Here is a 12412-nt window from a genome sequence, read left to right as displayed (position 1 = left end):
CGAAGTCCTCCGGAAAGTGCTCAGCTTGACTGCCTGAGACACTCGGTCCAATATTCGGCCGATGAACCAGACGATCACACCACCGCGCAAGCGCGGGCGCCCCGCCAAGGAGGCGGGCGACTTTCGGGGAACCCGCGAAGCGCTGCTTGACGCCGGCGTCGCGGCCCTCACCGAAAAGGGTTTCTCGGGCACCGGTATCGACGAAATTCTCAAGTCGATCGGCGTGCCCAAGGGCTCGTTCTACAACTTCTTTGGCAGCAAAGAGGTCTTCGGGGCGGAGCTGATTGCGCGTTACGACGCCTATTTCGTCAAGAAGCTGGACCGCTTCTTCCTCGACGAATCGCGGCCGGCCCTCGCCAGGATCGAAGCTTTCTTTGTCGATGCCGAACGGGGGATGAAGCGGTTTGCGTTTCGGCGCGGTTGCCTCATCGGCAATCTGGGCCAGGAAATGGGCGCATTGCCCGAATCGTTTCGCTCGCAGTTGACCGACGTGCTGCTCGGCTGGCAGCGGCGCACCGCCAAGGTGCTGGAACAGGCGAAGGCCGCCGGTGAAATCGACGCGTCCATTGACTGCGCCGAATGGGCCGCCTACCTGTGGACGGGTTGGGAAGGCGCGGTTCTGCGCGCGAAACTCGAGCGCAGCGCCACGCCGCTGCGCCTGTTCGCCAAGATTTTTCTCGCTAGCATCCAACGCTAGAGCGCCGCGGTCCAGCGAACGGCGCATCGCATTTCACTTCTCCTGTTGACGCGCATTCGCGAAGCGGCTATAAATCCATTTAATTAGACCGGTCACCCCAATTAAATGGACGGCGCCGCAACACCCCGATGCGGGGATACCGGCAAGCCGCGGTCTATTTTTCTTATCGACAGACGACGGAGCGGAAATGCCCAGCGAAACGTTCAACGCCATGGTCCTCAGACAGGACGATCAGAAAAACACGCTTTGCGCAGTCGAGCCGCTCGGCTTCGGCGATCTTCCCAACGAAGACACGCTGGTGAAAATCGACTATTCGACGCTGAATTTCAAGGATGCGCTCGCCGTCACCGGCAAAGGCAAGATCGTTCGACAGTGGCCGCTCGTTCCCGGCGTCGACTTCGCTGGAACGGTGGTCGACACCACGCATCCGCGACTCGCTGCAGGACAACGCGTCGTGCTGACCGGCTGGAGCGTCGGCGAAGCCTGGTGGGGCGGATATAGCCAGTTTCAGAGCGTCCGCGGCGACTGGCTGGTGCCGCTGCCTGAAGGCCTGACAACCCGCAACGCGATGATGGTGGGCACCGCTGGCTTCACGGCCATGTTGTGCGTCGACGCACTGGAAGCCGCCGGCGTTTCGCCATCGAGCGGCGTCGTGCTCGTCACGGGCGCGGCGGGTGGCGTCGGTAGCGTCGCGGTCGCCATTCTGAGCCGGCTCGGCTACACCGTGGCCGCCCTCACCGGCAGTGATGATCCCGCCAGGCATGCGTACGTCGTCGGCCTCGGCGCAAGCAGCGTCGTCGACGGTGAGCAGTGGAAAACGGCCGCCCGCCCGCTGGAAGGCCAGAAGTGGGCTGCGGCCATCGATACGGTCGGCTCAGGCGTCCTCGCCCGCGTTCTGGCCGAGATGAACTACGGCGGCATCGTCGCGGCTTGTGGCCTGGCCGGCGGTGCCGATCTTCCCACCTCGGTCATGCCGTTCATTCTGCGCGGCGTGCGCCTGCTGGGCGTCGACTCCGTCATGGCGCCTATCGAGAAACGAATCCGGGCCTGGGAGCGGCTGACCCGCGATCTGCCTCTCGACGTGCTCGAAACGATCACCCAGAAAACCGTTCGTCTCGACGAGGTGAAATCGGCAGCCGAAGCGATGTTGGCGGGCAAGCTGACTGGCCGGGTCCTCGTCGACGTCAATTGATTCGCCGCTTCAGCAAATCGCTGAAACCAGCCAAAAACATCAACGCGTATCGCTGACCGTTTTATTCATCGTGGTCCCCGCAATCACCGTATTCACGAGCGTGATGTCATGCACGTTGTACGCGTAGATCGGTCCGGGGGTGGTCGATGTCGCCGGCCCCGCGGCGGCCGGTGTGCCGAAGTCGCAATTGGTGATCGTCACGCCGGTGATCGCCGGAATTGCCGGCGCGGGTGCGGGGCCGTTGTAGTCGAACGCGACCGGACCTTGCGCGACGATCGCCTGAAAGCACGAGCCGGTCACACCGTTCAGCGTCACGTTGCTCGCCTTGACGTTCGAGATGTTGACGTTCTGCACCAGCGCCGGCCGCGTGCGGATCGCGTCCTTCGACGGTTGATAGTCGCAGTCGAACGTGATGATGCCGCCTTGCGACGCCGACGGATTCGCCGCGCTGGCGGTGACGACGCCGACGGGGACCGTCGAGTTGATCGGGCTGCCCGCGAGCATGCTGCTGCCGTAGCCCGCGCCCGTGAGACTCACGCCGTTCGGCAACGTGACGTTGTCGACATAGAAGTCCTTCACGAAGCCGCCGCGATTCATGTTCGTCTTGATGCGGATCGCGATGTTCAACGAATTGGTCGCCCAGAACTTATTGAGCATCTGCAGGTTGCGCGCATAGATCATTTGCACGCCGCCACCCATCTCGCTGCCGAGCGTAATGCCGCCGTGACCGCTGTTCATCGTGCAGTTCTGGATCACGTGGTTTTGCGCGGGGCCGTATTGCGTGTCCAGATCCTTGCCCGACTTGATCGCGATGCAATCGTCGCCGGTGTTGAAGACGACGCTGTCGCACAACACCATGTCGCACGCGTCGGGATCGAAGCCGTCGTTGTTCGGGCCGATGCTGTCGACGGTCACCGCGCGGATCACGACGTTCTTGCAATCGGTCGGATGATGCTGCCAGAACGGCGTGTTGATCGTGCGGTAGCTATCCATCAGCACGTTCGTGCAGCCGAGAAACTCCACCATGCACGGGCGCAAATAGTGGCCAAGGCCGAAGATGCGCCGCTCGATCGGGACGCCCGACTCGGACAGGGCGGGCAGATAGTTCTGGTCCTGCTGCCACGGCGTGGCGGGATTGGTCAGTTCGGCGTAAAGCGCGTCGGAGATGCCGGGCACGACCGTTTTCAGATCGACGTTGCTCGCGTTCGCCGTAGCCTGCGACGGCGTCGACGAATTGACGAAGCCATATGCGCCGCTGTTGCCCTTAAAGGTCCACCAGCACGTGCTCGTGTTGCCGCTGCCGGCGAACGGCGTCATCGCCTGGCCGTTGAGCACGGACGTGTCGCCTTCGCCGGTCAGTGCGATATTGGTTTGATTGCGTGCGTAGATGGGCGTGCCGTAGTTCAGGCAATCGTTGGCCTGCCAGCGGCTGTAGTACAGCTTGCCGTTTGCGCCGCAGTCGATCGGCCCGTCCTTGGCGAAATCGGCCGGATTCGGGCTGAAGAAAATCTCGCAGTTGGCGCTCAGATGGAAATTCACGTTGGACAGCAGCACGATCGGGCCCGCGCAATACCAGGTGCCGGCCGGCACGACCACGGTGCCGCCCCCCGCCGCGTTGCAGGCCTTGATCGCCGCGAGGAACGCGGGCTGGCAGTCGAACGAGCCGGGCGCGTGGGTCTGGTCGGCGCCGGTCGAGAGCGGTGACTTCGATGCGTCCGTATACGGGTTGGTCGCCGCGACGACCGCACACGGTTTCGCGCCGTAGTCGGTGACCGGAAATTGACGGCTCGGGAACATCGACGTCGATATTTTCTGCAGTGCGTTGATGATCTGCGTCGCCGAGCCTGCGGGACCCCAGATCGGATCCTGGGCGACCGGCGGCGTGGGGCTGGCCGCCCCGCTCGCGCTCGAATCGACTCCGCCGCCGCATCCACCGAGGACGCTCAGCGCACCAAGACCGCCGAACAGCGGCGCGCCCGCCGAGACGCTCGCCAGCTTGACGAACGAACGTCGCGCTGCGGAAGGAACTTCGGAACGTGTCTGCTGCGTGTCTTTCATTTTGTCTCCGGGCCGGTCTTATCGACGGCTGTAAGCGATCACGGGGGCGCGGGTCGGCTCGCGGGGGCCGTGATTTGGGGAAAGGTAAGGCAACTGATGCGGGCAACTTCTTCGATGAAGATATAGGACATCATATAAAAAAGATGGTGTAAGGCGTGATCAGAAAAACCCGATGTCCGGTCGTTTTCCGTATAAAGCCCATGAGAGCTCCGCCACCCTCTTCGCGTTCACTCTGCCGAGGAGTCTCCGTGTTATATGTCGTCGTATGTGATAGACGGGAAAATCCTGCTGAAATCGCTTTGTAGCCATTGTTGTCTGACATCAATGTGGCGCCGACGCACAGAAGCAGGACCGCCCTTCCCGGACCGCAACTCACCCCCGGCAAGTTCGACTGGACTGTTCGCGCCCGCGGCGCAGTTCTTCCGTCGTTTCCCCTCCCCCGTCGGGCAGCCACCCCGGCGGCTGGATCACGTGATTGATCGCAGTCCACGCACTCTTTGCCTTGACGACATCGCGAATCAGCGTGGCCCAATGCTCGAATTCGACGATGAACGGGTTGTGCGACGTGGTCGGCGTCACGAGACCGTAGCGACACGGTTCGTCCGCGCATTCTTCGACGTAGGTGCCGAACAGCCGGTCGAAGACGATCAGCACGCCACCGTAGTTCGCGTCGAGGTAACTGACGTTCGACGCGTGGTGCACACGGTGCGAAGAAGGCGTATTGAACACATATTCGAACCAGCCGAGCCTGGGAATGTAGGTGGTGTGCAACCAGCCCTGATACATCAGGTTGATGAACAGCGCGAACAGTACGACCTCGGGCTTGACCCCGAGCCATACCAGCGGCGCGAAGAACAGCGTGGATCCGGTCAGTTTGCCGGTCAGGCCCAGACGATATGCGGTTGAAAGCGTCAACTGGTTCGGCGAGTGATGCACGGCGTGCGTGGCCCAGAAGAAGCGCACCCGATGCGACGCGCGGTGATACCAGTAGTAGCAGAACTCCATGCCGATGAAGAGTGCGAACACCATCAGCGCGCTATTGATATCGACGGTAAAAATGCGATGGTCGTAGACGAAGCTGAAAACCGGTGTCGCAACGGAGATCGGCAGCAGCGACAGCAGCCTGCGTCCGGCCAGATCGAACAGTGAAATCCACACCTCGTACCACGCAAACGGTGTGGCCGCACGCTTCATGCGGCTGAGCACGACTGCTTCGATCAGCGAAACGACAACGACGACGCCAGTAAAGGCGAGCACGAGTTTTGTTAAGGATTCCATGACGATGCCATAGGGTGGTGGCGGGAGGTATCGTCTGCGGCGGCGGGTAGTCAGTGCAGCGCATCCGATACGCGCACTGTAGACAGGGTTCTCGTGACTGGCTATGCGAAAGATATTTCGCCGTGTGTCATGGGGCCGAGGCGCCGGCGTGCCCGGGGTTCCCCGCTGTCCGCAGCGGGGGGAAAGCGCGGCAAAGCGGCTTGTCAGGCGGCTGCCGGCCGTCGAGCGTTGCGCTAGCTCACGCGCTCTTCGTCGCGTTGCGCGGCCCGCCCCAGATAGGCATCGCGCAACGTGTCGAGGTCGCGCAATTGCGCGGTGCTGCCGCGCGTAACCACCGTGCCGCTCTCGAGCACGTAGCCGCGGTGCGCATAGCGCAGCGCCACCGCCGCGTTCTGCTCGGCCAGCAGGAAGCTGACGCCGTCGCGATTGAGTGCCGCGACGATTTCGAAGATTTCGTCGACGATTTGCGGCGCGAGGCCCATCGACGGCTCGTCGAGCAGCACCAGCGTCGGCTTGGCCATCAGCGCGCGGCCGATCGCGAGCATCTGCTGCTCGCCGCCCGACATGTAGCCGGCCTGCAACCGGCGGCGCAGCTTCAGGCGCGGGAAGATCGCATAGATGCGGTCGAGGTCCGCCTCGAGCTGCGCGCGCCGGCCGCGCCGCACGAAGCCGCCCAGGCGCAGATTCTCCTCGACGCTCAGGTGAGCGAAGCAACGCCGCCCTTCGAGCACCTGCGCAAGCCCTCGTTCGACCACCCGCCACGGTTCGTCGCGCGCCACGTCGACGCCGCGGAACGCGATCCGCCCCGCGGTCAGTTCGCCGCGTTCGGCGTGCAGCAGCCGCGAAATCGCTTTCAGCGTCGTGGTCTTGCCGGCGCCGTTGCCACCGAGCAGCACAACGATCTCGCCGGCGTCGACATGCAGCGACACGTCGTGCAACGCGACGCTGGTCTGCCGCCATGACACCGCGAGCGAACTCGCTTCGAGCAGTCGGGCAGCGGCCATCGGTTAGCTCTCCTTGCGGCAATCGCGCGGCGTGATGCCCTTTTCTTTCGCGTAAGCATTCGCCGATCTCTCGATGATCGGCCGCAACAGCGTGCGATCGGCCTGGACCCAATCGCTGACGACCTTCCAGTGCTGGCCGTCCCATTGCTGAAAGCGCACCGCTCCGCCGCCTTCGTGGTCCTCGCAGGACAGCTTCAGCGGCTGGACCAGACCCAGCGCGCCGAGCTGCTTCAGACGCGCGTCGTCGAGATTCAGATGTTCGAAGCCCCAGCGGACCTGTTCGCCGGTCAACGGCTTGTCGCCGAATTTTTTCTGCGCGGTGCGCAGCGCTTCGACATTCAGGATGCCGTTCACCACGCCGAGGTTGTAATACACGGTGCCGAAGCGCGCCGGATCTTTCAGGTTGCCGTTGCCCGCCTTGATCACGTACTGGTTGATCGCCTGCAACACCGGATAGTCGGTGCCGGACGGATGGGTCGTGATCGACACGAAGCCTTTCGCCGCGTCGCCCGCGGGCCGCACGTCCTCTTCCGAATTGCTCCAGATATTGCCGATGATGTGATCGGCCGGATAACCGACCTTCTGCGCGCTTTTCAGCGCGACCGGGTTCATCACGCCCCAGCCGCGCAGGATCACCCAGTCGGGGGCGATCTGGCGGATCTTCAGCCATTGCGAGCCCTGCTCGTTGCCCGGATGCGGGACCTCGATCTGCGTGACCGCGAAACCGTATTGTTTCGCGAGCAGATCGACTACCGGTATCGTTTCGCGTCCGTAAGGCGAGCCGTGGTAAAGCACGACGATCTTCTTGCCCTTCAGTTGTTGCAGGCCGCCCGAGCGCTGGCCGATGTAGTTGACGATCGCCGACACCTCGCTATACGGATTCAGTTGCAGCGGGAACACGTACGGGAATACCGCGCCGTCGGTCGAATCGGTGCGGCCGTGATTGATCGTAATCAGCGGCAGTTTGTCGACGCTCGAACGGTCGAGTGTCGCGTACGCGATGCCGACCGACAAGGGATTGGTCGCGGCGGTCGGCGCGCCGTCCGGGCCGCTGTTCTTCAGACGCTCGTAGCACTCGACTCCCTTCTCGACCACGTACTCGGTCTCGCACTCCTTCCACACCAGCTTGACGCCGTTGACGCCGCCGTCGCGCGCATTGATCAACTGCATGTAGTCGATGAAGCCGCCGAAAAATCCGCTGCCGCCGGCCGCGTACGGGCCGACCCGGTAGCTCTGCAACGGAAAGTATTCGGCTTGGCCGCCATGCGCGGGCGAGATCGCGAAGCCGGCGAGCGCGACGCTTGCGGCGAGCGCGCGCAACAGCTTGCCGGGAGCGCGGGTGTTCAATCGTTTGATATGGTTAGTCATGCTGATGTGATCCGTATTGATGAATTGGCCGGAAGCCGGGAAGAATCATGAAAGCTCGTGCGAGCGCGAGGTGGTCCGTTGAGTCCGCTTGCTGCGCGCAACCTGAACCAGCCGCGCGAGACCATCGGGTTCCTTGATCAGAAACACGATAATCAGCATGCCGAAAATGATTTTTTGCAGGTTCTGCAACTGCTCGGCGCCGATGCCGATCTGCGCGAGCGCGGTCGCCGCATTCGACAGCAGGATCGGCAGCAGCACGATGAAGGCCGCGCCATACAGGTTGCCGCCGACACTGCCCATGCCGCCGATAATGATGATGAACAGGATCTGAAACGACAGATTCAGACTGAAGCCGTCCGGCTCGACCGTGCCGAGGTACGCGAATGCCCACAGCGCGCCAGCGATGCCCAGCACGAACGAACTGAGCGCGAACGCCAGCAGCTTGCTGCGGCCGACCGGAATGCCGATTACCCGGGCCGCGATATCCATGTCCCGCACCGCCATCCAGCGGCGCCCGAGTTCGCTGCGCACGACGCTCGCGCCGAGCAGGAACAGCACCGTGACGACGCCCAGCACGAACAGATAGCGCGCGGCCGGCGTATCGATCCGCCAGTGACCGATCGCGAGGCGCGGCGCGCTGAGCACGCCCGACGTGTCGTTGTTCGAGAACCAGCTGACGCGGGTGAACAGCCACACCACGAAAAACTGCGCGGCCAGCGTCGACACGATCAGATAGAAGCCGCGAATGCGCAGGCTCGGCAAACCGAACAGCACGCCGACCGCCGCGCTGACGAGGCCGCCGAGCAGCAGCGCGACCGGCAATGGAAGCAGCGGCAGCCGGACCAGCACGTTATAGGCGGCGTAGGCCCCGACCGACATGAACGCGGCCGAGCCGAGCGACAACTGCCCGGCATAGCCGGTCAGGAAGTTCAGGCCCAGGCCTGCCAGCGACAGAATCAGGAACGGCACGAGAATCGCGCTGAGCCAGTAATCGTTCGCCACCAGCGGGACAGCCACGAACGCGACCAGCGCGAGCCCGAGCGGCGGCAGCCAGCGTTTGAGCTCCGCGCGGCGCGCGTCGAAGGTGGTGCGAGTCAGTTCCATCGTGTCTCCATCAAATGCGTTCGACCGTCGCTTCGCCGAACAGGCCGGACGGACGAGCCAGCAGGAACAGCATCGCGATCACATAAGGGAACCAGTTCTCGATGCCGTCGCCGATCAGCGCGCCGAGATACACCTCGGCGAGTTTTTCGCCGGCGCCGACCAGCAGTCCGCCGACGATTGCGCCGGTGATCGACGAGAAGCCGCCGATGATCAGAACCGGCAGCGCCTTCAGCACCACCAGCGACAGCGAGAACTGCACGCCCAGCCGCGCGCCCCACAGCAGACCGGCGACGAGGCTGACGAAGCCCGCGAGCGCCCAGACGATCGCCCACACCTGTTCGAGCCGCACGCCGACCGCGAGCGCGGCGAGCGGATCGTCGGCGACCGCGCGCAGCTTCAGCCCGAGCCGCGAATAACGGGTCAACGCACTGAGCCCGATCACGAGGACTCCAGCGAGCGCCGCCGCGAACAGGTCGAACTGGCTGACCATTACGCCGCCCACGTGCAACGGTTTGTCGTCGATGCCGAGATCGAGTCCGTGCACCTGCGCGCCCCAGATCAGTTGCGCGGCGCCTTCGAGAATCAGGCTCAGGCCGAGCGTCGCCATGAACAGCGTGATCGGCGGCCGGTTGACGAGCGGGCGCAGCACCAGCCGTCCGGTCAGCAGCGCGATCGCCACCAGCACCGCGAGCGTAATCAGGATCGCGAACCATGGCGCGAGACCGCGTTCGACCAGACACACGTAGGTCAGCGCACCGAACAGCACCAATGCGCCCTGCGCGAAATTGAAAATTCCGGATGCCTTATAAATCAGCACGAAGCCGATCGCGACGACCGAATACATCGTGCCGGCGAGTAGGCCGCCCACCAGCACTTCCAGAAAGAACTCCATCGGATTGCCTCTCAAGCGTGGAGTGCTGCGCGCTGCCGTTCCCGACGGGTGCCGAGATAGGCGGCCAGCACGTCTTCATTGGTGCGCACCTGGGCCGGCGTGCCGTCCGCGATTTTCTTGCCGTAGTCGAGCACCACCACGTGATCGGACAGCCCCATCACGACGCCGATGTCATGCTCGATCAGCACCACGGTCACGCCGAACTGCGTGTTCACGTCGCGAATCGTGCGAGCCATCTGCTGCTTCTCGGCTGCGTTCATGCCCGCCATCGGCTCGTCGAGCAACAGCAGACGCGGCATCGCGGCGACCGCGCGAGCCAGCTCGACGCGCTTTTGCAAGCCGTAAGGCAAGCTGCCCACCGGGTCGTCGCGATACCGTTCGAGCATCAGCGCTTCGATCACCTGACTCGCGTGGCGGCGTTGTTCGGCGTCGTCGCGGCGCGCGCGGCCGACGCGCAACACCTGTTCGATCCAGCCGCTGCGCCGATGCAGACTGCGGCCGGTCAGCACGTTATCGAGCACGCTCATGCGCCGGAACAGCGCGAGGTTCTGAAAGGTCCGTGCGATCCCAAGATACGCGGCGCGGTATGGATCGATATGCCGGTACGCGCGGCCGTCGTAGCGCACCACGCCCTGTTGCGCGCGATACACGCCGTTGATCACGTTCAGCAGCGAACTCTTGCCCGCGCCGTTCGGACCGATCAGCGCGCAGATCTCGCCGCGGGCGACCGCGAAGCCGATGTCGGTGAGCGCGTTGACGCCCTTGAACGACAGCGAGATGTGTTCGAGGGCGAGCAGCGGCGCCGTCGCAGCCGCCGCTTCCGTCATGCGAGCGCCGGCTGACGACGGCTCTCCAGTTCGCGCACCAGCGGCAGCACTTTGGCGCCGAAGTACTCGACCTCCTCGATGAAGTGCAAAAAGCCGGTCAGCACGAGGTCGACACCGATCGCTTTCAGTTCGACGATGCGCTCGGCGATCTGCTGCGGCGTGCCGATCAGATTGGTGCGGAAGCCGTCGTTGTACTGCACCAGATCCTCGAAGGTCGATTTCGCCCAGTTGCCTTCTTTTTCGGGCGATGCGCTGCCGGCCTGTTTGACCGCCTCGCCGAAGGCATGGACCGCTTCCACATGCGCGTTGGCGATGATGTCGTCGAGCACCGCGCGCGCTTCGGCTTCCGTGTCGCGGGCGATCACGAACGCGTTCACGCCGATCCGCACTTTGTGGCCGTTGGCCGCGGCTTTCGCACGAATGTCGTCGATCTGCGCCTTGAGGTTTTCCGGCGTATTGCCGTTCGTGAAGTACCAGTCGGATACGCTCGCCGCGTTGTCGCGGGCCGCGCGCGAACTGCCGCCCTGGAAGATTTCGGGGTGTGGCTTCTGCAACGGCTTCGGACTGAGCGTGTAGTCGTTGAAGCGGTAGAAGTCGCCTTTGAAGGTGAACTTGTCCTGCGTCCAGATGCCCTTGAGCGCCTGAATGAATTCCTTCGAACGACGATAGCGTTCGTCGTGTTCGAGCCAGGGTTCGCCGATCGCGGTGAATTCGCCCTTGAACCAGCCGCTGACGACGTTGATCGCGATGCGGCCATTCGAAATATGGTCGATCGTCGCGAGCTGTTTGGCGACCACCGCCGGATGCCACGGGCCCGGAAGAATCGCGGCGAGTACCTTCAGGCGGGTTGTCGCGTGCAGCAGCGCCTGACTGAACGACACCGACTCGTGCTGATGTTCGGCGCCATAACCGGCGGTGAAGCGGATCTGGCTGAGCGCGTATTCGAAGCCCGCGCGTTCGGCGGTCTGCGCGAGACGCTGGTTGTATTCGAGACTCCAGTCGGTGCGTTGTTCGATCGTGCTGACGACCAGGCCGCCGCTTACGTTGGGAACCCAGTAAGCGAATTTGACGGCGTCTTGCGAGGGGGATGTGGTTTGCGTCATGGAATGAGGTCTCGTCGATACAGGAAGGGAGTCGTTGAGCAGACCGCTCACGCGGCGATCTGCACGTCGCCGTGGCGGCGCGGCCGCTGCGCGATCACCGGCGCGGCACGTTCGATTGCGAGCGCGATGCGCGTGTTCAGCGGTTCGCTGCTGACGCGATAGTCGTGGAAATCGGCTTCGGAGCCGTACACGCCGACCGGCAGCGTGTGCGCCTGGAAGAAGCTCAGCAGCGGCCGCAATTGATGGTCGATCACCAGCGCGTGCCGCTCGCTGCCGCCCGTCGCCGCAAGCAGCACCGGTACGTCGAACAGCGCCTCGTGATGAATCAGATCGAACAGATGCTTGAACAGGCCGGTATACGACGCGCGGTACACCGGGCTCGCGACGATTAGCGCATCGGCGGTTTCGATCGCGCGCAGATGGCTTTCGAGTTCGCCGCCCGCATGGGCCCGCGAAAACGTGTTGCCGAGCGATGCCGAAACCTCGCCGAGATCGACGAGGTGCGTCTGCACTTCGCGTCTTTCGGCGACGAGCGCGCGCTCGAGCCCCTGAAGCAATGCGACGGTGAGCGCGCGGGTTCGCGAAGGTTGCTGCAAGCTTCCCGAAACCGCGACGATACGCAGTGGTGTGGTCATAACTAATCCTCAGTTGCTGATAACGCACCGCGCTTTAGTGGGATCAAACCGGCGGCGGTGCCGGGTCCATCTAAGGCAAGCACTGTGCCAATTGCGCTGCATGTGCGCGCTCGCCTGTGAAAACAGCGGCGCTGACGCCTGCATGGCTGTCGCAACGATCCCCGCGGTATCGATACGCACGGCGCTTCGTTGAGTTATGCAAAGCATATTCAGCGCGCGTATGAACGCCGGACAGCAATCTGCTGACGCGCTGC

At 63.6% G+C, this 12412-nt stretch carries 11 protein-coding genes; 2 read left to right on the top strand and 9 right to left on the bottom strand.

Features of this window, described 5'->3' with window-relative positions; translation table 11 throughout:
* The first annotated feature begins 61 nt into the window (after positions 1 to 61).
* On the top strand, positions 62 to 697 hold the full coding sequence (gene acuR / locus LJ656_RS07850) for an acrylate utilization transcriptional regulator AcuR (RefSeq protein WP_230508700.1): 636 nt from the start codon (positions 62 to 64) through the stop codon (positions 695 to 697).
* Between the two features lie 187 nt (positions 698 to 884).
* On the top strand, positions 885 to 1889 hold the full coding sequence (locus LJ656_RS07845; protein ID WP_230508699.1) for an MDR family oxidoreductase: 1005 nt from the start codon (positions 885 to 887) through the stop codon (positions 1887 to 1889).
* Between the two features lie 39 nt (positions 1890 to 1928).
* Here the strand turns inward: LJ656_RS07845 and LJ656_RS07840 are convergent, their stop codons facing one another.
* The 9 genes from LJ656_RS07840 to msuE all read right to left on the bottom strand — a co-directional run bounded on the left by LJ656_RS07840 (position 1929) and on the right by msuE (position 12158).
* Positions 1929 to 3947, bottom strand: coding sequence for a glycoside hydrolase family 28 protein (locus tag LJ656_RS07840; RefSeq protein WP_230508698.1), 2019 nt, complete (start codon positions 3945 to 3947; stop codon positions 1929 to 1931).
* A gap of 372 nt (positions 3948 to 4319) precedes the next feature.
* Positions 4320 to 5225 (bottom strand): sterol desaturase family protein, encoded by a 906-nt coding sequence (locus LJ656_RS07835; protein WP_230508697.1) that lies wholly within the window; start codon positions 5223 to 5225, stop codon positions 4320 to 4322.
* Positions 5226 to 5458: 233 nt separating this feature from the next.
* On the bottom strand, positions 5459 to 6229 hold the full coding sequence (locus LJ656_RS07830; RefSeq protein WP_230508696.1) for an ABC transporter ATP-binding protein: 771 nt from the start codon (positions 6227 to 6229) through the stop codon (positions 5459 to 5461).
* Between the two features lie 3 nt (positions 6230 to 6232).
* Positions 6233 to 7597 (bottom strand): ABC transporter substrate-binding protein, encoded by a 1365-nt coding sequence (locus LJ656_RS07825; RefSeq protein WP_230508695.1) that lies wholly within the window; start codon positions 7595 to 7597, stop codon positions 6233 to 6235.
* A gap of 45 nt (positions 7598 to 7642) precedes the next feature.
* A complete protein-coding gene (locus LJ656_RS07820) occupies positions 7643 to 8701 on the bottom strand; it encodes a branched-chain amino acid ABC transporter permease (protein ID WP_230508694.1) in 1059 nt (352 codons plus the stop codon).
* A gap of 10 nt (positions 8702 to 8711) precedes the next feature.
* A complete protein-coding gene (locus tag LJ656_RS07815; protein WP_230508693.1) occupies positions 8712 to 9593 on the bottom strand; it encodes a branched-chain amino acid ABC transporter permease in 882 nt (293 codons plus the stop codon).
* A gap of 11 nt (positions 9594 to 9604) precedes the next feature.
* The gene (locus tag LJ656_RS07810; RefSeq protein ID WP_230508692.1) at positions 9605 to 10420 is read right to left on the bottom strand and encodes an ABC transporter ATP-binding protein; all 816 of its coding nucleotides are present in this window, start codon (positions 10418 to 10420) and stop codon (positions 9605 to 9607) included.
* On the bottom strand, positions 10417 to 11523 hold the full coding sequence (gene sfnG, locus LJ656_RS07805) for a dimethylsulfone monooxygenase SfnG (RefSeq protein WP_230508691.1): 1107 nt from the start codon (positions 11521 to 11523) through the stop codon (positions 10417 to 10419). The genes LJ656_RS07810 and sfnG overlap by 4 nt, the downstream gene beginning before the upstream one ends.
* Positions 11524 to 11570: 47 nt before the next feature.
* On the bottom strand, positions 11571 to 12158 hold the full coding sequence (gene msuE / locus LJ656_RS07800) for an FMN reductase (RefSeq protein WP_230508690.1): 588 nt from the start codon (positions 12156 to 12158) through the stop codon (positions 11571 to 11573).
* Positions 12159 to 12412 lie beyond the last annotated feature (254 nt).

Origin of the sequence: Paraburkholderia sejongensis (genome assembly GCF_020880815.1) — a bacterium.
Classification (GTDB): domain Bacteria; phylum Pseudomonadota; class Gammaproteobacteria; order Burkholderiales; family Burkholderiaceae; genus Paraburkholderia; species Paraburkholderia sejongensis.
Note: the sequence above shows the minus strand (reverse complement) of the source record. Positions and strands in the feature narration are given on the sequence as shown.